We start from the raw sequence: 24,686 nt of genomic DNA, 5'->3' as shown, positions 1-24,686 counted from the left end.
TCTCCAGCCTCCTAGTTCGGACCAATGATCGGGAATCCCGTCTTGTACAGCCCATTTGGACTCGGGACGATGGTAGCCGCCCGCGCTTGGACGATACTCCCATCCGGCATAATCACCTGACCCAACCCGTCCGGAATGCGTACCGACCTGGGCCCGGCTCCTTCAACATGGAGTCCCTTCAAGAACTCTGCAGCGGCATCATTATCCAGCCACTGACCTTGCTGATTCCCGGTGCTACGAGCGCGGTCGATCAGAGCCTTCGTGTTCTTCGCTCCGGCGCCATGAGTCTTGAAAGTGTGACCCCACGTTTTAACGCTGTTGGAGGCCCAATTTATACATCCATTGCTGTTGTGAACGAGTACCGGCGTCTGCCCCGCCAGCACATAGTACGTGTGCAGTTCTTCGACCGTCAGGTTGTACATGTCCGCGGCGCCTGGGCGGGTCCGGACGGACACGATGCGGACGTGGTGGTCGGTCGCGGTCTCCAGGTTGTGGCCCGGCGTGAGCCGGCCGGCGGGTACCCAAGCGTGGAGTGTGTCGTCCCAGAAGGGATGGCGAGAGGTGGTGTGCAGGACGCTGGAGTGCTGGCGCCCCGTTTGGATCGTCAGGTCGACGAGATCATCGTCGTGATGTATGTGTGTGGCGGTGACTGGGCGAGAACCTTGGTGACGACCGGTGGCAGGGTCTGCGGACTCGACCTTGTCGCCAGGCTTGATCTTTCCAATGGGCTTGGACTTCCGTCCGCTCACGAGCACGCGGGTACTCGGGGTAAAGCTGCACTCTCCGAGCGCGCCTCCCTTGACACCCGAGCGTGACCCGCCGCGCCTTCCCAGCGCGCCTTCACCCCAGCCGAATGCGAAGAGGCCGCCAGCAACAACCTGCATGAAGCTCGACGTGGTGCCCTTCGGGCAAGCCTTTCCACCCCTGCAGGCGTTCCACAGCCACAGCTCCACCTGGGCATGCTGGTCCGGGTTGAGCGGATCCTCGAGGTACTGAGGCGTGTACCCGTTGGTGCTCATGGTGGTCAACCAGAGCTGGTAAAAATGGTCTCTGACCTTCTGCCAGCCCTTGAAGTGGGCAGGTATCACAACGCCGGGAAAGATCTGACGCTTTCCAGTGCCCGGTATGGTGACGTCATACGGAAGAGCCTGATAAACCGGGCTTGAATGGGCCACCTTGGTCACTTCGCCGTTGGTGGCACCGCCCTTTCCTTCGCCTCCGCCGCAAAGGTCAACCGGGCACAGGCCGGTCGGGTCGCTCTTGCTGACGGGGCTGTTGTTGCTGTAGGCGTACCCATTCATCTGCAGCGGGTCTGCCAAGTCGATGACCGGGTCGGCGGAGAGGAAGCGGCCGGAGTTCTGGTCGTATTCGCGGGCGCCGATGTGGGTCAGGCCGGTGGCGGTGTCGTCGATGCCCACGCCGAGGTAGCTGCGTTTGTTGGGCCACGTCGTCGGCTTGGGGCCGCGGGTTTCGCCGTACGGCTTGAAGGCGCGGCGGGTGACCGGCTGGGTGGAGGACAGTTCGACGCTGGTGGTCGCCGTGCCCACCTGGTCGGCGATCAGGACGTTCAGCTTGTGACCGGTCGTGGAGCCGTTCGTCGTGGAGCGGACCACCGCGGGTGCGCCGGCCTGGCTGTAGGTGCGCGAGGCGCGGGTGATCGTGCCCGTCGCGTCCGTCGTCAGTTCCGTCTCGCCGAGGTACAGCGTCGAGCCCGAAGACGAGTTCTCCAGCAGGCGGTTGCCGTCGGCGTCGTAGACGTACGTCGTCTTCTTGCCGTCGGCCGTGATGGTGTCGAGCCGGCTGTCCGACGTCCAGGTGAGGTTCTGGGTGGTGTCGGCGAGGTCCCGTAGCTTCGTGTTGCCCGTGTCGTAGTAGGTGTAGAGGCTGCCCTTGCCGGATGGGGTTGAGGTGATGCTCGTGACCGTGTGCGGCTGCGTCACGTAAGACGGCGTGGTTCCGTTTCCGGTGACCGTCTTGCCATAGCGGTAGGTGTAGCCAACGGTCTTCGTCGCGTCGGCCGTGTCGTAGTCGGTCATCGCGGCGCGGTTGCCGAGCCAGTCGAAGGTGAACGACTGGCGGTAGGCGGTGGCACCGGTCGAGACCGTGGTGGTGTCCGGCGCCGCGTTCGCGAGGGTGGTGGACAGCGAGGTGTCGGGGCTGGTGGTGTCGCCGGCTTCGTCGGCCGTGTCGGCGACTGGCCCGGAGGAGGCCGCGTAGTCGCCGCGGTAACCCCAGGCGGCGCCGCTGGAGGCCTTGCAGCCCGTGCCGTTGAGGCCAGGCGTGATCGTCGACGTCCAGGCGTGGACGAGTTCGCCCAGGACGTCATAGGTGAAGCACTGGTTGTCCCAGGTGTAGCCGCTCGCGTCGCCCAGCTTGCGGGCGTTGGACGTGATGGCGCCGGAGACGTCGTAGGAGTAGTAGCTGTCGGTGGTGTGCCGGGGGCCGGTGCTCTCCAGGTCGGCGACTGTCCGCTGAAGACGACCCGTATGGGGGTCGACGAAGTTGGTCGTCCAGACGCGGGAGGGCTGGGAGCCGGAGACGACACGCAGGGGCTCACCGTACGGCGAGTACGTGACGTCGGACGTGTACCACGTCTGTCCGGAAGTGGACTCGGGAAGGCCGTCGGAGTCGTAGCGGGTGACGACCTTTTCCTTCGCCAGTCCGCCGACGGCGGGCAGCGTGACCGATTGCGGCTTGCCGGTGAGCGTGTAGTCGTAGGAGTAGAGGTACGTCCCGGACAGGCCGGTGGTCATCGAGTTGGCCGGGATGACCGTTTCACTGGCGATCGGGTTGTAGTCGGCGTCGTAGCCGACGACGCGGTTGATGTAGTCGCCGCTGTCGGTGTGCCGGATGGAGCTTCCTGGTTGGCCGAGGCCGCTGCGCGCGTCGTCGTACGTGTACTCCTTGACCGGGGTGGACGTGGCCGAGCCGAACCGGACGTACTTCACGCGGCCGAGCAGGTCGTACTCGGTGAATATCTCCTGCTGTTCCGCGTTCTTCGTGTGGGTGGGGCGGTCCGCGTCGTCGTACCAGGTGTACGTGGTGCCGGTGTCGGGATCGGTCGAGGAGCTGACCCGGCCACGGGCGTCGTAGGTGTACGACCAGACGTTGCCCCCGGGATCGGTGATCTTGCTGCGGTTGCCGCGCGCATCGTACGTGTAGCGCGTCGTTCGACCGTACGAGCCGATGACGTTCCTCGTGTAGTGCTTCACGGAGGTGACTCGGCCGAGCGCGTCGTAGGAGGTGAGGGTGGTGGGAGCCGTCGAGCCCGGCGGGTTCACCCAGGTACTGGTGAAGTTGTAGTCGGTGTAGGTGGCGTACTTGTAGGAGCCGGACTGGTAGACGGCGGCACGTACATCGCGCTCCATGCCGTCGTACGTGTGCCGGACAGAACTGGGGATCAGCGAGTTGGAGCGCGGGGCGAACAGCTGGGTTTCCGGTTCGCCCTTGGCCAGGTATGGGCTGGTCTGCTCGAAGACCAGGCCATGGTCGTCATACGTGGTGTCGACGACGATCCGGCCAGGACCACCGTGTGCCTCGCTCTGGCTTTGGACCTCACGTGACAAGCCGTCGTAGAGGGTGACCTGGCGGGAGTAGGTACCGTCGTCTTTGAGCGTCTTGACCGTGACGGCGGCAGGCCGGTTCTCCTTGCCCGTAGCGATGGCCGGCTGATAGTCGATCACGACGTTCGGCGACTGGCCGCCGGAGGAGCGGGACGCCGACCAGCCCTGGACCAGGCGACCGAGAGCATCGTATTCACTGCGGGTGACACGGCCGTTGGCGTCGGTGACGGTGAGCGGGAGGCCACGACCGGGATCGAAGGTCGTCTTCGTGGCTTGCTCCTTGGCGTTGATCGCCGTCACCTCGGTGACAGGACCGCCCGCCGCGGGGGTGTACTGCGTCCTGGCCGTTCCCGCGCCCGGTTGCGTGACCGAGAGCACACGGCCCAGGTCGTCGTACGTCGTGTCGGTGACGACGGAGTACGAGGTGCCCGCTCCGCCGATCTCGGCCACGGATGTGGGACGGCCCTTGGTCGGTGTCGCACCGTTGGCGAGGTTGTCGTAGCTGATCTGCTGCGCCGACTTCAGCTCAGTGCCGGGGTCGGCGGTGGAGTAGTCGGCGCACGACGTGCCGGTGGTGCGCTGTTCCTTGGGCAGGCCGATCAGCCAGGCGGTCGTGTTGTGGACGTACGACGTCACCGTGCAGGTCTGGTCGGAGAATGTCTCGCCAGTGCCGTTGGGCTTGACGACGGCCGTCTCGACCTGGACGGGCAGGCCATAGGTGTCGTCGACGGTGGTGAGGGTGCGAACGGATCGCGTGCCGCCGTTGTCGTCAGTGGTCTGGATGTCGTCCGTGCGCTTGACGCCCATACGGTAGGCGACGAGCGGGTCCGCATCGGTCCCGTCCTCGTTCTCCCGGGCGCGGGACGCGGTCTGCTTGGACCAGGGATAGTTCAGCGTGCGTTTGAGGACCGGACCCGCAGAGTCACCGTAGGTGATCGTCTCCGCGGTCATCCCCGCGAACTGCGGGGCGTCGTCGGCGAGCAGTGTGCGCTCGTTCTTGGAGTCCTTGACCTCGCCGCCGGTGCCCTGGAAGTAGCGGGTGACCGAGTACGACTGTGGGTTGACCTTGCCCGGTCCCATGGACACGCTGCCCTTGGTGACCGAGACCTGCCGGTATCCGCGCCAGTCGCTGTACGTGCGCAGGGAAGGCCGGGTGAACTCGTCGTCGCTCTTGGACCAGGCCGGGCCGTCGTATGCGTACTTGGTGACAATCGGCTTGCCGTGTGAGGTGACCTTGTCGGTCTCGATGACGAGATCGACGACGTACTTGTTGAACCACGCCTTCGCGGGGGTCTTTTCGTCGCCGTCCGGTGACCAGCGGACGGGGTAGCAGGTGCCGTTGGCCTTGCCCTTGTCCTCCGCGGGCTCGGTCTGACAACCGCCTTTGTACTCGACCTCGATGTCGCCGCCGTACTCGGTGGACACGGTGCCGATGCGGGGGCGGGTGAAGGCGGGGCGTTGGTCGTTCTTGCCCGACCTCACCAGGTTGGGCAACTGCCGGTCCTTGAGCCAGCTGTAGAGCTTTGAGCGGGAACCCACGGTGTAGGGGGCGAAGCTGACGCCGTCCGCCGACTGAAGGGTGCCGGTGGTGTCACCGGGGCCATAGCCGGTGCGGGTGATCGAGTTCAGCCACAGGCCGGGCGCGGTGTCGTACCAGTCCGCCGGGAAGGACTGGTGCAGGGTGTAGGTGTCCACCTTGCCCAGGCCCTGCTGCCCGGCGCGGGCGGCCTTCGTGGTCACCGTGTCCAGGCGCATCTGCGTCCAGAAGGACGGGAAGGGAGGGCACAGTTTGGACGTGGACTTGCAATTGAGGTTGCCCGGGGTGTCCCACCACGGCCGGTAGGCGCCCGGGTCGCTGGTCTTGTCGAAGTTGCTCGGGTCGCAGGCGGTCGTGGACTTCAGGCAGCGCTGTTTGGCACCGAACTCGACGACGGCGGACGGCTGGGTGAGGCTGTCCGGACGCATGCCGTACTCGATCGTGGTCGGGTACTGCGCACGGTCGTACTGCTCGGGCGACTTGAACTTCTTGCGGACGGCGTAGTAGTTCGTCTCCTGCTTGTAGTTGACGATCAACGTGTTGCCGTTGACGTCGACCACCTTGTCCAGGCCCCAGCGCCACGCCTGCTGCTTGCCCGAACCGCAGCGCGAGTCCGCGAAGGAGTCGGCGTGGCAGGGCTCGCCGGGATGGTTGCCGAAAACCGGGACCGTGGAGACGGAGTTGGTGTTGGCGTGGCCACCGCCGACCTGGTTGACGCCGTAGTAGTACTGGGTGCCGTCGCGCGTGGTGACCACCCAGTATTCGCCGTTGTTGTCGTCGTTGCCGCCACCGACGCGGTGCTCGACACGGGTGCCGTCGTCCTGCTGGAGCCGGTAGAACTCGCTGTCCTTCTCCGGGTCGCTACCGGAGCCGGCGTCGCGGACCAGTTCCGTGGTCTTTCCGGCGAGCGACATCACGGCGTTGTACGAGACCCAGCACAGGTCGGACGTCTTGTCCTTCTTGGCCGTGTTGTTGGGGGTGCCGGCCTTCAGCTGTTTCCGGTCGTCCTGGCAGGAGCGGTAGCGGCGCTCGATGTATCCGGGGTCGTACGACCACCCCTCACCGATCCACGAGGACTGCCCGGAGGACACGGCCGTACGCCCGTCCACCGACTGTGAGTTGTAGTTGAACGAGATCGCGGGTGCGGGACCGGCGGGCGGGCTGGGCACGGTGAACGGGTAGGACCACGTGAACGCACCCGAGGAACCTCCAGCCTCCCACTTGCCGTCCGAGGCGAGCGGCGTCGCCTTGAAGGTGCCGCCCGCACCCCGACCGGAGTCGACGGCTCCGACGACCGCGGTACTCGGCCCGGTGGCCACGGGAGTCGCCGACGCGGTCTTGTGGTAGGCCGCCTGGAACACTCCCGAGCTCGCGAACGGTGCGGGCTGCGCCGAGGCCGGGGTCACCGTGGCGTCGGCCGCCGGATCGATGGTGGCGGTCAGGGACTGCGATGCCGTGTCGTTGGCTGTGTCCAGTTCCTCGTACTGCTGACATGCCTCGTCATCCGGGGTCGTCAGATAGCAGTCGGGGAACTGAACGAGCCGAAGCCGTGAGGCCCAGTCGGCACCATAGAGGCTCTTGAACCTCGAATAGTCCAGCTTCACCGACACCGGGACCGAACCGGTGTCGGGGCCCTGCACCACCATGACCGCCCCGTCGACGCCTTGGCTCACCGGCGCCGCGCGATCGGGAATCGTGACCTGCCAGGTGCCGGTCGGGGTCGGCTGGTCCGGAGCCTGGCCCAGGCTCACCGGCAGGGTGCCGACAGGACTCAGCGCGGTCTGGTCGACCGACGTGGCGGTGGCGCGGGCGGATGCGGGCGTGGTTGTGGAGCCGAAGGTGACCGATCCCGACACGTTCGACGGTGGAGCCACGGTGTTCGTCGGAGCGGAAAGCAGTTCCTTGGGAATGTCTGCCCTGAGGCTGTCCACCTTCGGCCTGACCTTCAGGCCAGGCACCGGCACATCCTTCTCCAGCGCCTCGAGGTCCACCGTCTCACGCCCGACTTCCGCCGTCTTCGGATCCGGCGGCAGCGCCAACGCCTGGGCGGGCAGCAGCCCGACCAGGAGCGCCGCGGCGGTCAGCGGGCCAGCCATACGCGTGTGGCGGCGCGTGCGGGTCAGGAAGAGTCGATCGAACACGGCGAGGTCCCCCCGGACCACTGGAAGCGGGACCGGAGACAGGCCACGCGTGACGATGTATCAAACAACGGGGATTCTGTGATCAACCCGTGAATGAATGCCAGGGATGAGTGGACGATGTGAATATCGTCACGGTGCGTAATGACTCGCTACGCATCGAATCTGAGCGAACCTGCGGGAATTGCCGCGGGATGGGATTGGCCGGACCCTTAAGAGTTATTGGGCATAGCATTGCTCGGCCCCGCATATGCAGCGTCAACTTGCCGTCATAAGCGGGCATTTGGCCGGTGTGTAGCCGCTCAGTACTCGTCCGGCATTCTGCGTCCGGCCCCGCACCAGGGCAGGGACGGCGGCGGGCGACTCCTCGAACGCACCTCGTCCGTCAGGTGACGACAGGTTGCTCATAGGTCATCATCGGCGGGCCCGAGCCGAGCTCTTCATGCGCCGGCGACAAGGGGGAGCGTAGGGGGAAGGGGAACTCGGTCGATGACACCCAACTGGCGCCACAGACCCGGCCGTCGGACCGGCGCCGTACTGCTTGCGAGCACACTGGCCGCAACCGGCATCGTCTACGCGGGGCTGCGGCTGGACAGCGGCACAGCCCCTGCGGACAGCCATCACCGACCGTACGCCAAAGCCGTCACCGAGAGCGCCGCTCTCACGCAAGCGGCGCGGACGGGCAAGAACGTCGAGGTGACCGCGGCTCGCACCGCTTCCTCCACCACCTGGGCCCGCCCGGACGGGCTCATGCAGAAGCGGCTCTACTCCTCCCCCGTCCGTGCGAAGGTGGGTGGCGAGTGGAAGAGGATCGACCCCGGTCTGCACCGGACCAAGGCGGGTTGGGAGCCGAAGGCGACCAACACCCGCGTGATCTTCTCGGCAGGCTCCCGCGCAACCGGTCAACAGCACGCCGACCGCTCGACCGTGCGCCGCGTCTCGCTGCTGAAGGGCGAGGCGGCCGGCTCGGGAACGCCGCTGGTCACCCTGCACGTCGGTGACCACGACATCCAGCTCACCTGGCCCGGCCCGGTGCCCAGCCCGATCATCGACGGCAACCGCGCCCTGTACCCGGACATCTTTCCGGGCGGCGATCTCGTACTCACCGCCGACGACGACGGCTTCGCCCAGCTGGTCGTGCTGAAGAACCGCCAGGCCGCATCGGACCCGCATGTGCAGCAGCTGGCCTACGGTCTGAACTCCGCCGACCTGTCCTTCCGGCTCAACCCAGTCACAGGCATCGTCAGCGCCGAGGACGCGAACGGTGACGAGGTCGCCATGTCCCCCACACCGCTGATGTGGGACAGCAGCGGCACACCTGCCATCACCGACGGCACCGTGGGTGCGAGTGCTCAGCCGACCGAGCCCGAAACACCCGACCCGACGGACACCACCAGCCCGACGCCCAGCGACAGCGCCAGCCCCACTGCCGACGACCCGGTCGTGTCCGACGAGCAGAAGAACACCGACACCGAGGTCCTGCCCACGGCCACTGACGGCCCCGAGCCTTCGATATCCGAGTCCCCGCTGCCCCCAGCGCCGGCAGAACCGACGCCTGACCCGACCCAGACAGGCTCGGCGGCCACTCTGAGCCTGCCCCTGCTGGACGGCCCCTCGCCCGACTCGCGCGGATCCCTGGTCGACGCCAACCTGTCTGCCGGGAACTGGACCCTCACACCGGACCAGGAGTTCCTGACCGACCCGGACACCACATTCCCGGTGTTCATCGACCCCTCGGTCAAGAAGCACATCCAGCACTGGACCACCGCGTACAACCGCTTCCCCAAGGCGACGTTCTACGACGGCAAGGGCTTCAACAAGGGCGGCACGCACGAAGCCCGCGTCGGCTTCGAATCAGACACCTGGGGCACGTCCCGGTCCTATTTCAACATGGACTTCGACCCGGACCTGAAGGGTACGAAGATCATCAGCGCGAAGCTGAGCATGCTGGAGACCTACGCCTGGTCGTGCAGTGAACGTTCCATGAGTGTGCACCTGACCGGAGCGATCAACGCGCACACCAACTGGAGCAACGCGCCCAAGCTCCACGACGGCAACAAGCTGACCACCAAGAGTTTCGCGCACGGGTGGAAAGCATCCAGCTGCCACGACGCCCACGAGACCTTCGACGTCAAGAGCGGGGCGCAGGAGACAGCCGACGACGGCGACGACACCATCACCTTCGGGCTGCGCGCCCGGGACGAGGACTCCCAGTACGCGTGGAAGAAGTTCCAGGCCGACGGCGACTACGCCCCCGCCCTCGAACTCGTCTACAACCGCAGGCCAGCCATCGTCTCCAACTCCCTCGACCTCGGACCCGATGGCAAGTGCACCACCGCCAAGCCGTTCGTCACCATGGGGTCCGCCGATCTGACCTTCACCGCCAAGGCCACCGACAAGGACAAGAACCTCGACTATTTCCAGTTCGCCCTGTGGGAGACGGGGAAGTGGGACACCGTCGGCGACCTGCTGAAATCGACGGGCAAGGTCTCCGCGGGCGGCGACACCGACACCGCACTGCGCACCACGAAGGGGTTCTCCACCAGCGGTCTGAAGAGTGGCGTCAGCTACTCCTGGCGGGTACGGGCGGTGGACGACGCGGGCTCCACGTCGTCCTGGTACCCGACGGCAGCACCGTGCCAGTTCGTGCTGGACACCAATCGGCCCCGTCCGCCGGTGGTCAGCTCCACCGACTTCCCCGACGCCGACCGCGACGACAACGGCTTCGGCAGCGCCTCCGAGGACGCCGGCTGGTCCGCCAAGAAGTTCGGCACACCAGGCTCCTTCACGGTGCGTGCCCTGAACAGCGATGTCGTGCGGTACGAGTACGGGTTCAACTCGGCCTTGTACACCGGCAGTCTGTCCCGGGTCAGCGGCACGGCCACCACCGTCAGTGCCACCATCAGCGGCGCCAAGCCGCCGACCGCCGGTCCCAACGTGCTCTACGTTCGCGCCGTGGACGGCGCGGGCAATGCCTCCGATCCGGCGAGGTACTTCTTCTACGTCCCCCCGCGCGATCAGGCGGACACCCCCGGCGACTTCACGGGTGACAAGCTGCCCGACATGATGGTGGTCACGGAGGGGGGCAACCTCGCCCTGTACCCATCACAGTCCACGCCGGACCTGGCCAAGGGCTCCGGTGACCTTGACTACTCGATGCCGGGCGCCTATCGAGCCAACCCCGACAAGGATCCGAACGGTGACGACCTTGCCCCGTATGTGTCCGCGCCCAGCGGTCACTTCAAGGGCGCGCTGATCACCCACAACGGTGACATCTACGGCGGCGACGGCCTCCAGGACCTGGTCGTCCGTGTCGAGGGCAAGCTCTGGGTCTACCCCGGTGACGGCTACGGGGCCGTCAACATCGACCGCCGGCGGGAGATCCTGCTCCCGCCGGGCGCCCCCAGCCCTTCGGCCATGACTCAGATCGTGGCGGCGGGCGACGTGACCGGCGACGGGCGCACCGACTTCTTCGCCACAGTCAGGAACAGCGCCGGAACGGACGACGAACTGTGGGCCCTCACCGGATACCACGGTGCGACCGTCGACCAGGCGATCAGGTTGTCTGCTACCGCCTGGAAGGTTCGCGACCTGGTGAGCGTCCTGGACGTCACTGGTGACGGCGTCACCGACATCATCTTCCGCACCGACTCCTCCTCACGCCTGATGCTCCGCAAGGGCATCGCGGCGGGCTCCGGCGGCGGAACGGACCTGAACTCCCTGGCCACCGGCGCGAACTCCGCCGGTGGGGTGGACACCGAGTACGGCGCCTCCGGCTGGTCCAGCACCGACATACCGCTACTGATGGGCACGCCCGACGCCAACGGAGATACCGTCCCCGACATATGGACCGTACGCTCCGATGGCTCTGTGCGGTTCTACGCGGGCAGCAAGACCGTGCTGCTCGGCTCAGGCACGGAGATCGTCGGCCCGGCGAGTTACTGGAAGACACGCATCGCCATCGGGTGACACCCGAAGCGCCTGAAGGGCGCCCGCTCCCCCAGGGGGCGGGCGCCCTTCGGCGTCAGAGGGGTCGAGGCCCGATCAGCAGGGAGCGGTTGAACGCGTTCAAAAACAGGGCTACAGTCTTCCATGCCAGCGTTTTTGAACGCGTTCAAGAAGGGGTGGGGGCATGGACCGTACGGTCATCGCCTATGTCATCTACCTGGCCGTCAGCATCGCGCTGACGGTCTGGGTGGCTCGCACGCTCAGCCGGAACGGGCGGATCTTTCTCGCCGACGTGCTGCGCGGCAACGAGAAGCTCGCCGACGCCGTGAACCACCTTCTGGTGGTCGGCTTCTATCTGGTCAACCTCGGATTCGTGGCGCTGTACCTGAACGACAGCGGGGACATCGAGAACACCCGCGGCATCTTCGAGGCCCTGTCGGCCAAGCTGGGCGTGGTGCTGCTGGTGCTCGGCGTGATGCACCTCGGCAATGTGTACGTGCTCAACAAGATCCGCCGGCGCGGGATCATGGAGCGCGAGCAGCAGCCTCCGGTGGCCCCGCAGGGCTGGGTCCCGCCGACCGTCGGGGCGTGACCGCCGTGACCACCACGGAGGACCGGGGCGCCGACGGCGTCCCGGTCCGCGGGCTCACCGTCCTGTACGACGCCGAGTGCGCCCTGTGCACCCACCTGCGCGACTGGCTCGGGCGCCAGTCCCAGCTGGTGCCGCTGGAGCTGGTGCCGGCCGGGTCGGCCGAGGCGCGCCTGCGCTACCCGGGGCTCGATCACGCCGCCACCCTCGACGAGGTCACCGTGGTCGGGGACAGCGGGCAGGTCTACCAGGGCTCCCATGCGTGGATCGTCGTGCTGTGGGCGCTGCGCGAACACCGCCCGCTGGCCCACAAGCTGAGCACTCCGGCCGGGGCGAAGCTGGCCCGGGGCGCGGTGCTCGCGGCCGCGAAGTGGCGGGGCGCGCAGTGGGGCGGTACGCCGGGGAACGGTGCGCAGTGGGGCGGGCAGGTGTACCGGAGGGCGGACGGCTGGTCGTACCACCCGAGTACGGGCTGGAGCCACAACTCGCCCTCCTGCTCCGGCGGCCCCCGCGCCACTCGTTAGGCTCTTCTACCGTGCCCGTGAAGAACGACGGCCCCGAGGCGGCCGACCCCAAGTCCAAGTCCGAGCAGACCCGTGCGCTGATCCTGGAGACCGCGATGCGGCTGTTCCAGGAGCGGGGCTACGACAAGACGACGATGCGGGCCATCGCCACGGAGGCCGGGGTGTCCGTGGGCAACGCGTACTACTACTTCGCGGGCAAGGAGCACCTGATCCAGGGCTTCTACGACCGGATCGCCGCCGAGCACCAGGTGGCGGTCCGGGAGGTCCTGGCCCGGGAGACCGACCTGGAGGCGCGGCTCGCCGGCGTGCTGACCGCGTGGCTGGACATCGCCCGGCCGTACCACGAGTTCGCGGTCCAGTTCTTCAAGAACGCCGCCGACCCCGACAGCCCGCTCAGCCCCTTCTCCCCGGAGAGCGAGCACGCCCGCGAGCAGGCCATCAGCGTGCACCGCGAGGTGCTGGCCGGCTCCAAGTCCAAGGTCGCGCCCGAACTGCGGGACGTGCTGCCCGAGTTGATGTGGCTCTCACAGATGGGGCTCGTCCTCTACTGGGTCTTCGACCGCACCGAGGGGTACGAGCGCAGCTACCGGCTGGCGCGGCGCGGGGCACGACTGACCGCCCGCGGGGTCGCCCTGGCCCGGTTCCGGGTGCTGCGCCCGCTCGTGCTCGAAGTCCACGAGCTGTTCACGGACTTCCTGCCCGGCATGACGAAGATGCTCCCGGACCCGGAGGCCAGGGCGCGGACGGATCAACAGCCGCGCCCCGGCCGGGGATGAGCCACTCCGGGCGCGCCGGTCAGATCCACTCCAGACGCCACAGGCGGAAGACGCCCGTGCCGTCCGAGAGGTACTGGCCGCCGCCGACGTCCTCGGTGCTGACCACGTACTCCTTGCGCTGCCACAGCGGGATCAGCGGCACGTCGGCGGCCACGTCGCCCTGGATGGTGCGGAAGTCCTTGGCGGCACGGCTGCGGTCGGCGTACTGCTGGCTGTCCAGGATGAGGTCGTCGACGGCCTTGTTGCTGTAGCCGGTGCTCATGGTGGAGCCGGTGCCGACGAGCGGGGAGCCGAAGGTGTCCGGGTCGGGGTAGTCGGCCACCCAGCCGACCGCCCAGGCGTCCATCTTCCCGGCGGCCCAGCGCTTCTGGAAGTCGGTCCACTCGTAGCCCTGGACGTCGACCTTGAACAGGCCGTCGGCCTCCAGCTGCTTCTTCAGCTGCGCGGACTCCTCCTCGCTCGCGCCCCGGCCCTTGCCGTAGCCGAGGGTGAAGCGCACCGGCAGGCTCACCCCGGCCTGGGTGAGCAGTTCCCGCGCCTTGGTGGCGTTCTGCGTCGGGTAGGCGTCGAAGAAGGACGTGGTGTGACCGGTGATGCCGGTCGGGATCAGCGAGTACAGCGGGTCGACCGTGCCCTTGTACACGGTGGCGGCCAGCTTCTCGCGGTTGACCAGCCAGGCCAGCGCGCGGCGCACGCGCACGTCGTGCAGCGGGGAACTGGCCCGGGTGTTGAGGTACAGGTTGCGGGTCTCGGCGCTGTCGGACTCGCTGACGCGGTTCTTCGGGTCGCTCGGGTTGAGCTCGGAGAGCATGTCCGGCGGCAGCGTGCGGGTGGCGACGTCGACCTGCCGCTGGTTCCAGGCGCTGGCGAGCGCCTTGGAATCGGCGTAGTAGTGCAGCTCGATCGGGCGGCCGGTGCCGTCGAGGTAGCCCCGGTAGCTCTTGTACGGGGTGAGGACGGCTTTCGAGTCCTTGCTGTACGAGGTCAGCGTGTAGGGGCCGGTGCCGTCGACGCCGGAGTCCGAGCGCAGCTTGTGGGCCGGGTACTTGTCCTTGTCGACGATGGCGCCGGCGCCCGTGGCGACCTTCTGCGGGAAGGTGGCGTCCGGGGAGGACAGGTGGAAGGTGACCGTCGTCTCGTCGTCGGCGGTCACCGAGCCGAGGGTGGAGAAGAGGGACGCCGGGCCGACCTCGGAGTTGATCTTCTTGACCCGCTCGAAGGAGTACTTCACGTCCTCGGCGGTCATCTTCCGTCCGCTCGGGAACGTGATGTCGTCGCGCAGCGTGCACTGGTAGGCCTTCAGGCCGCCGGCCTCGAAGTGGCAGCTCTTGGCCGCGTCCGGGACCGGCGCGGCGCCGCCCGGCTCGAAGGTCAGCAGGGTCTGGAAGACGTTGCTGAACAACGCCCAGGAACCGGCGTCATAGGCGCCGGCCGGGTCCAGCGACGTGACCGCGTCCGTCGTACCGACTTTGATCGTCTTGCCCTTGTCCTCCTGCGACGGCAGCAACTGCCATGCGCCGACGCCCACGACGGCGAGTACGACGAGTGTGACAAGAATGCGCATGCGAACCGAGCGCATGGTGGTGCCCCTCCCAGGCCTCCAAGGCCCTACCCCTGGCCAGCACAATTTCGCCACTCCCCTAGTGGCGCGGCTCACCTAATCACACGTCTTTCACCTGGGGGAAGGGCTATCTGTCCAGATGAGCAAGAACTTACCGAGGTGTTGTTTTCGCCGGGCTTCACAGCGTCTTCACAGGAACGGGAAGCGGTTTCTGTCCGAGGCCCTGGCCTGCGGCTACGCGCGCGTGGCGGCCAGTTCGATCACCGTGACGTCCGAGGGCGCCCCCACGCGCGTGGGCGGCCCCCAGGCGCCCGCGCCGCGACTGACGTACAACTGGGTGTCGCCGTAGCGTTCCAGACCGGCCACGGTCGGGTTGGCGGCGGCCGCGATCAGGTTGCCGGGCCAGAGCTGGCCGCCGTGGGTGTGGCCGGAGAGCTGGAGGTCGACGCCGTGCCGGACGGCCTCGTGGATCTGCACGGGCTGGTGGGCGAGGAGCACGCACGCGCGTGCCGGGTCCCGGTCGCCGAGCGCCTTGCCGAAGTCCGGGCCCTGTCCCTCGCTCTCGCCCTGGAGGTCGTTGACCCCGGCCAGGTTGAAGTACGGCAGCTCGGTGCGGGCGTTCTCCAGCGGGTGCAGGCCGAGGGTGCGGACCTCGGCGACCCACTGTTCGGCGCCGGAGAAGTACTCGTGGTTGCCGGTGACGAAGTAGGCGCCGTGCCGGGCGGTGAGCCGGGCGAGGGGTGCGGCGGCCGGGCCGAGGTCCTTGACGCTGCCGTCCACCAGGTCGCCGACGACCGCGATCAGGTCGGGCTGGGTCGCGTTGACCGTGTCGACGACCTTCTGCGCGAAGTCCCGGCCCAGGATCGGGCCGAGGTGGATGTCGCTGACGACCGCGATCCGGAACCCGTGTGCCGCGCGCGGCAGTTTGGCGAGCGGCACGGTGACTCTCTTGACCCGGGGGCCGCGTAGGACGCCATAGGTGCCATAGCCGACGGTCGCCACGGCGGCGGTGGCCGCGGCTCCGCCGACCACGCGGGAGACGAAGAGGCGCCGGGTGGGGGCGGCCGAGGGCACAGAGGTGCGCGCGGCGTCCGGCTCGGGTGGGGTGGGCGTGGTGTCCGGCTCGGGTGAGGCGGGGGCGGCCCGTTCGGGTGCGGCGGGGGCAGTGCGTTCGGGTGGGGCGGGGGCGGCCGGTGTCGGCGTCGGCACGGGTGTCCGTTCCGGCAGGGGCTCCCGCGTCCCGCGCTCCAGTGCGCGCCGCAGCAGCGGCCGTACGACCTCCCCCGCCACCACCGCCAGCAGCAGGTACAGGGCGAGGGCCGTCCACAGGAAGCCGGGCCAGGCGAGGGTGCGCTGGAGCCAGAAGGGGGCGCCGGCGCGTTCGGCTACCAGGGCCGCGACCATCAGCACCGGGCCCGCCACGAACACCGCCGTGCCGGCGCGGCGGGCGGGGCCCGGGCCGCGCGTCGTGTCGCGGACCAGACGGCGCCACACGTACCAGTGCCCCAGCGCCAGGACGGCCAGGACGATCAGCGCGACGAGCACGAAGACGATGACCACGCTGCCCCGTCCCCCGCTATGAATTCCGGCGCAGTGCGCGCAGTCCGCGCAACCCGATGACCCCGATGACCGTCCCCAATACGAAGGAAACGACCGCCAGCAGCAGGTGCACCCAGAAGTACGCGGTCGGGTGGCCGTCGTCGAAGGCCAGACCGCTGCTGTCCTTGACCAGGTTCTTGACGAAAGTGATCCAGATGACCCAGCTCCACACCCCGAAGGCGAGCAGGAACCAGGAGACCGGGCGGCTCAGTTTCACAGGGACTGACCTTTCAGCACAACGCCGGACACCCGCAGGCGGCCGGGGGTCCGGGGGTTGTCCCCCGGATGAGCACAGCATGGGCCCAGTATCGCCGTCCCGCATCGGGTTCGGTGTCCGGGGTGGGGCGGGGCGGCGCGGGACTTCGGGACCCCTGACATGTACGTTCTCGATCGTGCCCGCACCGAAGAAGACCGCCAGGCGATCACTGTTGATCACCTCGGCCACGCTGCTGTCCCTTTCCGTCACCGCCGCTGTCACCGCCGCCGTCGCCGCGCCGGCCGCCCTCGCGGCCCCGAGCACCCCCTCGGAGAGCCCGACGGCCACTCCCCCGGCGCAGATGTCGCAGGTGGGCGGCGCCCGGCTCGGGCAGCCCGGGACACAGGTGAACCTGGCCCCGGGCGTGCCCGTCCTGCCCAAGGACCTCACCGCCCGCTCCTGGATCGTCTCCGACGCCGAGTCCGGCGAGGTGCTCGCCGCGCACAACGCGCACTGGCAACTGCCCCCGGCGAGCACGCTGAAGATGCTGTTCGCGGACACCCTGCTGCCCCGGTTCCCGAGGACGATGCAGCACCGGGTCGCGCCGACGGACCTGGCCGGCATCGGGGCCGGTTCCAGCCTGGTCGGGATAAAGGAGAACCAGACCTACACGGTCCACGACCTGTGGCTCGGCGTCTTCCTGCGCTCCGGCAACGACGCCGTCCACGTGCTGTCCGCCATGAACGGCGGCGTCGCGCAGACCGTCCAGGACATGCGGGACCACGCCACCGAACTCCAGGCCCTCGACACCCACGTGGTCAGTCCCGACGGCTACGACGCCAAGGGCCAGGTGTCCTCCGCCTACGACCTGACCCTGTTCGCCCGCTCCGGGCTGCAGAAGAAGGACTTCCGGGAGTACTGCTCGACCGTGCGGGCCAAGTTCCCGGGCGCCATGTCGAAGAACGGCAAGGGCAAGCCGGTTCGCGAGTCCTTCGAGATCCAGAACACCAACCGGCTGCTGAGCGGCGACTCCGACGTGCCCGTCTACCAGGGCATCGCCGGGGTGAAGAACGGCAACACCACCAACGCGGGCGCCACCTTCACCGGCGTCGCCGAGCGGAACGGCAAGGTGCTGCTGGTCACGGTGATGAACCCGGAGAAGCACGAGCACAACGAGGTCTACAAGGAGACCGCGAAGCTGTTCGACTGGGGCTTCCAGGCGGCCGGGAAGGTCACGCCGGTGGGCGAGCTGGTCCCGCCGAAGAGCGCCCAGCCCTCCGCCGGGCCCAGCGCCTCCGCGTCCGCCGGGTCGGCGCACAGCACCGGCGGCTCCGGCTCGAAGCCGGTGGCGAGTTCCACCGCGGCGGGCGGCTCCAGCGGCATGGGGGTCGCCCTGGGCATCGCCGGCGGCCTGGTGGTGCTGCTGGGCGGCGGGGCCTATCTGGTCAACCGCCGTTGGCCGCTGCCGGACCTGATCCGTCGTCGGACCCGCCCCTGACCCCGCCCTCCTGGCCCTCCTCGCCCTCGGCCGCCTTGCCCTCGGCCTTCTCGGCCTCTTCGGCGGCCTCGGTCTCGGCCTCCTCGGCCGCCTCGCTCTGCGTCGCCGTCCAGGCGGCGCAGTACAGGACCAGCTTCGAGGTGAAGTTGATCCACAGCAGCAGCGCCACGGGCACGCCGAACGCGCCGTACATGCTCTTCGCCGCGACGCCCTGGATGTAGCCGCTGAGCAGCAGCTTGAGCAGTTCGAAGCCGACCGCGCCGATGAGCGCGGCCACCACCAGGCGGCGGCGCGGCGGCTCGACCCCGGGCAGCAGGGTCAGGACGTAGAGCAGCACCAGGAAGTCGGCGAGCACGGCGACGGCGAACGCGGCGATCCGCAACAGCAGGGTGCCCCAGCCGTGTTCGGCCAGGCCCATCAGGCGCGAGAGCCAGCCGACGGCGGCCGAGGCCAGCGTGGAGGCGGCCAGCGTCACCAGCAGGGCGCCGCCCAGACCGATCAGGATCCCGGCGTCCTTGAGCTTGGCGACGATCGGGTTCTGCTCGCGGTCCGGCAACTCCCACACCGCGCGCAGACAGTCCCGCACCTGGCTGACCCAGCCCATGCCGGTGAACAGCAGCAGGGCACCCGCGATGACACCGACGGTGCCGGCGTTGTGCACCAGGGAGCTGAGGTCCAACTGCTTCGAAAGGCCCGGGAACTGCTCGGCGATCTTGTTCTGGACGGTCTGCTGCCGGGACGGGCTGAGCGTGCCCGCAGTGACTGCGGCGGCCAGGGTGAGCAACGGGAACAGCGCCACGAAGCTGACGAACGTCATGGCGGCGGCCAGCCGCGTCCACTTCACCCGGTCCAGCCGCTCGTACGCCTGCCAGGCGTGCGTGCCCATCAGCCAGGTGACGATCGGCCCGATCACGGGCAGCTTCTTCAGCCAGTCCATGCTCCTAATTAATCACCCATTGCGGGGAGCGCGGCGATGCCTTGTGACCCGCCACCCATATGTGGACGACAGCGGACGATACGGTCACGGGCATGTCTGCTGCGTTCGGTCCTCCCCAGTCCCTGCTCGTCCTCGGCGGCACGTCCGAGATCGCGCTGGCCACCGCCCGCCGGCTGATCGCCCGCCGCACCCGCACCGTCTGGCTCGCGGGGCGCCCCTCCCCCGCCCTGGAGCAGGCCGCCGAGTCCCTGCGCACCCTCGGCGCGGACGTCCGGACCGTCGCCTTCGACGCCCTCGACCCCGTCTCCCACGACACGGTCCTCGGGAAGGTCTTCGCCGAGGGCGCCGTCGACATGGTGCTGCTGGCCTTCGGCATCCTCGGCGACCAGGCCCACGACGAGCGCGAGCCGCTGCGCGCGGTCCAGGTCGCCCAGACCAACTACACCGGGGCGGTCTCGGCCGGCCTGGTCAGCGCCCGCGCGCTGCAGAACCAGGGCCACGGGTCCCTCGTGGTGCTCTCCTCGGCCGCCGGCGAGCGGGTGCGCCGCGCCGACTTCATCTACGGCTCCAGCAAGGCCGGCCTGGACGCCTTCGCCCAGGGCCTCGGGGACGCGCTGTACGGCACGGGCGTGCACGTCATGGTCGTACGCCCCGGGTTCGTCCGTACGAGGATGACGGCCGGACTGCCCCCGGCCCCGCTCGCCACCACCCCGGAGGCGGTCGCCACCGCCATCGAACTGGGCCTGCGCCGCCGCTCGGAGACGGTGTGGGTGCCGGGGGCGCTGCGCCTGGTGATGTCGGCGCTGCGGCACGCACCGCGCGCGCTGTTCCGGAGACTGCCGGTCTGAGGCGGGCTATCGCCTGGCGATGGTGTCGTGCTCGACGTGGTCGACGTGCTCGATGTGCTCGATGTGCTCGACGTGTCCGGCCTGCGGCGGCACCACGGATCCCCCGAAGGCGTACTCCCGCAGCTTGCGCCACACCCCGTCGGAACCCTGCTCGTAGAGCGCGAAGCCCGTGCAGGGCCACTCCGCCTCGAACCCGGCCAGCTCCTCGAAGGCGCGGTCCATCGCCGCCTCCTCGATGCCGTGCGCCACGGTGACATGCGGGTGGTACGGGAACTGCAGCTCGCGCGCGACCGGCCCGGAGGCGTCGCGCACCCGCTGCTGGAGCAGGGCGCAGTCCTCGGCGCCCTGGACGACGCGCACGTAGACGACCGGCGACAGGGGACGGAAGGTGCCGGTCCCGGACAGCCGCATCGGGAACGGCCGGCCCGTCGCCGCGACCTCGGTGAGGTACGCATCGACGGCCGGCAGTTCCGTGCCGTCCAGCTCGGTCGGCGGCAGCAGGGTGACGTGCGTGGGGATGCCGTGAGCCGCGGCGTCGCCGAAGCCCGCGCGCAGCTCCTGGAGCAGGCTGCCGTGAGGCTCCGGGACCGCGATCGACACGCCGATCGTTACGGTCCCCACGTCGTCTCCTGTCGTCGCGTGATGTCTGCGATGTCTGCCATCTCTGCGGTATCCCCGCGGCCGTCGTCGTCCCGGCCGCCGGATATCGACTGTACGGCCACGGCGGTCCTGTGGGCAGGCGCAGCGAAAGTGATGTGCAGCGCTCTGCCCGCCCGGACAGGTGTGCGGCCGTACGCCTCGGGGCCCCGGCGTGCTCCGGAGCGCCGGTCAGTGCTTCGCCGGCAGGAAACCCACCCGGTCGTACGCCTGCGCGAGCGTCTCCGCGGCGACGGCACGCGCCTTCTCGGCACCCTTGGCCAGGACCGAGTCCAGCGTCTCGGGGTCGTCCAGGTACTGCTGGGTGCGCTCGCGGAACGGCGTCACGAACTCGACCATGACCTCGGCGAGGTCGGTCTTGAGCGCGCCGTACATCTTGCCCTCGTAGTCCCGCTCCAGCTCGGCGATCGACCTGCCGGTGAGCGTGGAGTAGATGGTGAGGAGGTTCGAGATGCCCGGCTTGTTCTCCGCGTCGTAGCGGATCACGGTGTCGGTGTCGGTGACGGCGCTCTTGACCTTCTTGGCCGTCGTCTTCGGCTCGTCGAGCAGGTTGACGAGGCCCTTCGGCGTGGACGCCGACTTGCTCATCTTGATCGACGGGTCCTGGAGGTCGTAGATCTTCGCCGTCTCCTTGAGGATGTACGGCGACGGGATCGTGAACGTGTCCCCGAACCGGCCGTTGAAACGCTCGGCGAGGTCGCGGGTCAGCTCGATGTGCTGGCGCTGGTCCTCACCGACCGGCACCTCGTTGGCCTGGTAGAGGAGGATGTCGGCGACCTGGAGGATCGGGTACGTGAACAGGCCGACGCTGGCCCGCTCGGCGCCCTGCTTGGCGGCCTTGTCCTTGAACTGGGTCATGCGACCGGCCTCGCCGAAGCCGGTGAGGCAGTTCATGATCCAGGCGAGCTGGGCGTGCTCGGAGACGTGGCTCTGCACGAAGAGGGTGCAGCGGTCCGGGTCCAGACCGGCCGCGAGGAGCTGGGCGGCGGCCAGGCGGGTGTTGGCGCGCAGGTCCTTCGGGTCCTGGGGGACCGTGATCGCGTGCAGGTCGACGACCATGTAGAAGGCGTCGTGGGACTCCTGCAGGGCCACCCACTGGCGGACGGCGCCGAGGTAGTTGCCGAGGTGGAACGAGCCGGCGGTGGGCTGGATGCCGGAGAGCACGCGGGGTCGATCAGAGGCCATGTTCACCATTCTCTCAGGTGTGGAGAGTGGTGACGGCACCGATACGACCCCGCGCTCCCGGTCACGTTCAGCCCAGGTCGATCTCCGGGTAGAGCGGGAAGGCCGCGACCAGGTCCGTGGCCCGCTGGGCGATCTCCTCGGCGACCTTCTCGTCCAGGACGTGGGCGGCCTTGGAGGGGGCGCCCGACTTGGTCGTGCCCGGCTCCGTCGTGGTCAGGACGCGGTCGATCAGGCCCGCGACCTCGTCCATCTCGGCCTTGCCCAGGCCCCGGGTGGTCAGGGCGGGGGTGCCGATGCGGATGCCGGAGGTGTACCAGGCGCCGTTCGGGTCGGCCGGGATGGCGTTGCGGTTGGTGACGATGCCGGAGTCGAGGAGCGCGGCCTCGGCCTGGCGGCCGGTGAGGCCGTAGGAGGTGGCGACGTCGATCAGGTTGAGGTGGTTGTCGGTGCCGCCGGTGACCAGGGTGGCGCCGCGCCGCATCAGGCCCTCGGCGAGGGCGCGGGAGTTGTCGACGATGCGCTGGGCGTAGTCCTGGAAGGAGGGCTGCCGGGCCTCGGCCAGGGCGACGGCCTTGGCGGCCATGACGTGCGGGAGCGGGCCGCCGAGGACCATCGGGCAGCCGCGGTCGACCTGGTCCTTGAGCGAGTCGTCGCACAGGACCATGCCGCCGCGCGGGCCACGCAGCGACTTGTGGGTCGTCGTGGTGACGATCTGGGCGTGCGGGACCGGGTCGAAGTCGCCGGTCAGGACCTTGCCGGCGACCAGGCCCGCGAAGTGGGCCATGTCGACCATCAGGGTCGCGCCGACCTCGTCGGCGATCTCGCGCATGATCCGGAAGTTCACCAGGCGGGGGTACGCCGAGTAGCCAGCCACGATGATCAGCGGCTTGAAGTCGCGGGCCTGGGCGCGCAGGGCCTCGTAGTCGATCAGGCCCGTGGCCGGGTCGGTGCCGTAGGAGCGCTGGTCGAACATCTTGCCGGAGATGTTCGGGCGGAAGCCGTGGGTGAGGTGGCCGCCGGCGTCCAGGGACATGCCGAGCATGCGCTGGTTGCCGAAGGCCTGGCGCAGCTCGGCCCAGTCGGCCTCGGACAGCTCGTTGACCTGGCGGGCGCCGGTCTTCTCCAGGAACGGCGCCTCGACGCGGTCGGCGAGTACGGCCCAGAAGGCGACGAGGTTGGCGTCGATGCCGGAGTGCGGCTGAACGTAGGCGTGCCGGGCGCCGAAGAGCGCCTTCGCGTGCTCGGCGGCCAGGGACTCGACGGTGTCGACGTTGCGGCAGCCGGCGTAGAAGCGGCGGCCGATGGTGCCCTCGGCGTACTTGTCGCTGAACCAGTTGCCCATCGCCAGCAGGGTGGCCGGGGAGGCGTAGTTCTCGGAGGCGATCAGCTTGAGCATCTCGCGCTGGTCGTGCACCTCCTGGCCGATCGCGTCGGCGACGCGCGGCTCGACGGCGCGGATGACGTCGAGGGCGGCGCGGAAGGCCGTGGACTCGCTGGAGAGAGGCTGCTGCTCTGGCATGGGGACCTCCGGACGGTGTGCGTACAGCGTTCACGTTCGGCCCAGGCGCACGGCACTGTTTCCCACTCGGGCCGCTCCCCGATGGTCCGTCCCATCCCAGCGCGCCAGTCACGGCCCGCGGCCAGCCTACCGGCCACCCCCGCCGGAATCGGCCGGACGTCCACCATGCGGGCGACCTGCGGTGCGCACTGCAGACTTCGCGTGTCCCTGCGGAGAGCCGGCGGCAGGGGACCGCTCAGGTGAATCGATGGTGTGTCAGATCGGTTGCCGGTTGGGGGCTGGACTGCCTGATCCAGACTGGTGGAAGGCGATTCCCTGCCGAGAGACCTCCCCGCCGCCTTCTGGGAGTGCACCGTGACTTTCACACCGTCGGTCGCTGCCGGTCAGCCGGGCTCAGGTGTGAGCGGGTACGTTGCCCATGCGGCGGGCCGCCGTAGACGTGCGCTGAACGCTGCGGCCGGCGTGCTCTGCGTTGCCGGTATCACCCCGGTGGTGCTGTCCGGGACCGCCCACGCGCAGGGCAGTTGCACGACGTCAGGCTCCACCACGACCTGTACGTTCGCCTTCACCGGCGCCGAGCAGACGTTCACCGTCCCCAGCGGCGTCACGCAGGTCGACGTCACGGCGATCGGCGCCGCCGGCGGCTACGAGGGGCTCAACAACATGCCCGGCGGCCGTGGCGCTCAGGTTTCGGGCACTCTTACCGGACTGTCCGGCGGACAGACTTTCTATGTCGAAGTAGGCGGCAGCGCCACCAACGACGGATCCTGCTACCCGGCCTCGCTGTGCACCGGCGGCTTCAACGGTGGCGGCAGCACCTACTTCGGCGGCGGCGGAGGCGGAGCCTCCGACATCCGCACCCAACCCCGCACTGTTCCCCTCACCACCACCGACTCCCGCCTCATCGTGGCGGCGGGCGGCGGTGGAGCCGGTGAGGGATTCAGCTCCGGGTGCCCGGGAAGCCAGGGCGGGGACGCCGGCCAGCCGGGCGTGAACGGGGGGTGCGGCGGAGGAACCGGCGGCGGAGCAGGAACCGCCACCCAGGGCGGGCCCGGCGGTACACCGGAAGGTGGACCCGGCACGCTCGGGACCGGCGGCAACGGCGGCGCGGATACGGGTGGCGGAGGCGGTGGCGGCTACTACGGCGGAGGCGGAGGCGGAGACCTCAACTTCTCGGTCGATCCAGAAGGGAACGCGGGCGGTGGGGGCGGTGGCTCCTCCCTCGTACCCGCCGGCGGCACCGGCCCCACGCCGACCAGCGCTGCTGCGAGTGTCACCATCAGCTACACCTCAGTGAATCCCACAGGCCCCACCGGCCCCACAGGTCCGACCGGCGCGACGGGTGCGACGGGTGCAACCGGTCCCACAGGTCCGATCGGCGAAACTGGTCCGACCGGCGCTGCGGGTGTGCAGGGCCTGACGGGTGCCACCGGCCCGACCGGGGCAACCGGTCCCACAGGTCCGACCGGTGCTGCGGGCGTGAACGGCCTGACGGGTGCCACCGGCCCGACCGGCGCTGCGGGCGTGAACGGCCTGACGGGTGCCACCGGCCCGACCGGCGCTGCGGGCGTGAACGGCCTGACGGGTGCCACCGGCCCGACCGGCGCTGCG

The 24,686-nt window shown here is 69.0% G+C and carries 15 protein-coding genes and 1 riboswitch; of the genes, 7 read left to right on the top strand and 8 right to left on the bottom strand.

Annotated features, from left to right (window positions below; genetic code table 11):
- Window positions 1-11: 11 nt before the first annotated feature.
- Window positions 12-7,196, bottom strand: coding sequence for a polymorphic toxin-type HINT domain-containing protein (locus ABZ865_RS12280; RefSeq protein WP_361229647.1), 7,185 nt, complete (start codon window positions 7,194-7,196; stop codon window positions 12-14).
- Window positions 7,197-7,727: 531 nt separating this feature from the next.
- On the opposite strand from ABZ865_RS12280, the gene ABZ865_RS12275 reads away from it, so the two are divergent.
- The 4 genes from ABZ865_RS12275 to ABZ865_RS12260 all read left to right on the top strand — a co-directional run bounded on the left by ABZ865_RS12275 (window position 7,728) and on the right by ABZ865_RS12260 (window position 13,075).
- On the top strand, window positions 7,728-11,207 hold the full coding sequence (locus tag ABZ865_RS12275) for a DNRLRE domain-containing protein (RefSeq protein ID WP_361227928.1): 3,480 nt from the start codon (window positions 7,728-7,730) through the stop codon (window positions 11,205-11,207).
- 163 nt (window positions 11,208-11,370) lie between these two features.
- Window positions 11,371-11,778, top strand: coding sequence for a hypothetical protein (locus tag ABZ865_RS12270; RefSeq protein ID WP_361227925.1), 408 nt, complete (start codon window positions 11,371-11,373; stop codon window positions 11,776-11,778).
- Window positions 11,775-12,299 (top strand): DUF393 domain-containing protein, encoded by a 525-nt coding sequence (locus ABZ865_RS12265; protein ID WP_361227923.1) that lies wholly within the window; start codon window positions 11,775-11,777, stop codon window positions 12,297-12,299. Before ABZ865_RS12270 ends, ABZ865_RS12265 begins: the two co-directional genes overlap by 4 nt.
- 11 nt (window positions 12,300-12,310) lie before the next feature.
- Window positions 12,311-13,075 carry a TetR family transcriptional regulator gene (locus tag ABZ865_RS12260; protein ID WP_361227920.1) on the top strand — a complete coding sequence of 255 codons (765 nt, stop codon included), beginning with the start codon at window positions 12,311-12,313 and terminating at the stop codon, window positions 13,073-13,075.
- Between the two features lie 19 nt (window positions 13,076-13,094).
- On the opposite strand, the gene ABZ865_RS12255 is transcribed toward ABZ865_RS12260, so the two are convergent.
- From ABZ865_RS12255 to ABZ865_RS12245, 3 genes are all read right to left on the bottom strand, one after another.
- The gene (locus ABZ865_RS12255; RefSeq protein WP_361227917.1) at window positions 13,095-14,654 is read right to left on the bottom strand and encodes an ABC transporter substrate-binding protein; all 1,560 of its coding nucleotides are present in this window, start codon (window positions 14,652-14,654) and stop codon (window positions 13,095-13,097) included.
- Between the two features lie 216 nt (window positions 14,655-14,870).
- The gene (locus ABZ865_RS12250) at window positions 14,871-16,196 is read right to left on the bottom strand and encodes a metallophosphoesterase (protein WP_361227914.1); all 1,326 of its coding nucleotides are present in this window, start codon (window positions 16,194-16,196) and stop codon (window positions 14,871-14,873) included.
- Window positions 16,197-16,212: 16 nt separating this feature from the next.
- On the bottom strand, window positions 16,213-16,452 hold the full coding sequence (locus ABZ865_RS12245) for a hypothetical protein (RefSeq protein ID WP_361227912.1): 240 nt from the start codon (window positions 16,450-16,452) through the stop codon (window positions 16,213-16,215).
- A 175-nt stretch (window positions 16,453-16,627) separates the two neighbouring features.
- Here ABZ865_RS12245 and ABZ865_RS12240 point away from each other — a divergent pair, with 175 nt between their 5' ends.
- On the top strand, window positions 16,628-17,929 hold the full coding sequence (locus ABZ865_RS12240) for a D-alanyl-D-alanine carboxypeptidase (RefSeq protein ID WP_361227909.1): 1,302 nt from the start codon (window positions 16,628-16,630) through the stop codon (window positions 17,927-17,929).
- On the opposite strand, the gene ABZ865_RS12235 is transcribed toward ABZ865_RS12240, so the two are convergent.
- Entirely contained in the window at window positions 17,877-18,866 is a 990-nt protein-coding gene (locus tag ABZ865_RS12235) for a YihY/virulence factor BrkB family protein (protein WP_361227906.1), read from the bottom strand. The genes ABZ865_RS12240 and ABZ865_RS12235 overlap by 53 nt on opposite strands.
- 92 nt (window positions 18,867-18,958) lie before the next feature.
- On the opposite strand from ABZ865_RS12235, the gene ABZ865_RS12230 reads away from it, so the two are divergent.
- Window positions 18,959-19,714: a decaprenylphospho-beta-D-erythro-pentofuranosid-2-ulose 2-reductase gene (locus tag ABZ865_RS12230; protein WP_361227903.1), complete on the top strand. Its 756-nt coding sequence runs from the start codon at window positions 18,959-18,961 to the stop codon at window positions 19,712-19,714.
- A 6-nt stretch (window positions 19,715-19,720) separates the two neighbouring features.
- Here the strand turns inward: ABZ865_RS12230 and ABZ865_RS12225 are convergent, their stop codons facing one another.
- The 3 genes from ABZ865_RS12225 to ABZ865_RS12215 form a co-directional block, all read right to left on the bottom strand.
- Entirely contained in the window at window positions 19,721-20,335 is a 615-nt protein-coding gene (locus ABZ865_RS12225) for a 2'-5' RNA ligase family protein (protein WP_361227900.1), read from the bottom strand.
- 207 nt (window positions 20,336-20,542) lie between these two features.
- On the bottom strand, window positions 20,543-21,556 hold the full coding sequence (gene trpS / locus ABZ865_RS12220) for a tryptophan--tRNA ligase (RefSeq protein WP_361227897.1): 1,014 nt from the start codon (window positions 21,554-21,556) through the stop codon (window positions 20,543-20,545).
- A gap of 67 nt (window positions 21,557-21,623) precedes the next feature.
- Window positions 21,624-23,075, bottom strand: a complete 1,452-nt coding sequence (locus tag ABZ865_RS12215) for a glycine hydroxymethyltransferase (RefSeq protein WP_361227894.1) — start codon at window positions 23,073-23,075, stop codon at window positions 21,624-21,626.
- Window positions 23,076-23,107: 32 nt separating this feature from the next.
- Window positions 23,108-23,197: riboswitch (ZMP/ZTP riboswitch) on the bottom strand.
- Between the two features lie 370 nt (window positions 23,198-23,567).
- Here ABZ865_RS12215 and ABZ865_RS12210 point away from each other — a divergent pair.
- On the top strand, window positions 23,568-24,686 hold a 1,119-nt coding region (locus ABZ865_RS12210), incomplete at its 3' end, for a glycine-rich protein (protein ID WP_361227891.1).

The sequence above is a fragment of the Streptomyces sp. NPDC047085 genome (genome assembly GCF_040643735.1).
Classification (GTDB): domain Bacteria; phylum Actinomycetota; class Actinomycetes; order Streptomycetales; family Streptomycetaceae; genus Streptomyces.
The sequence above is the reverse complement of the archived record's forward strand: the minus strand, read 5'-3'. Positions and strand labels throughout refer to the sequence as shown.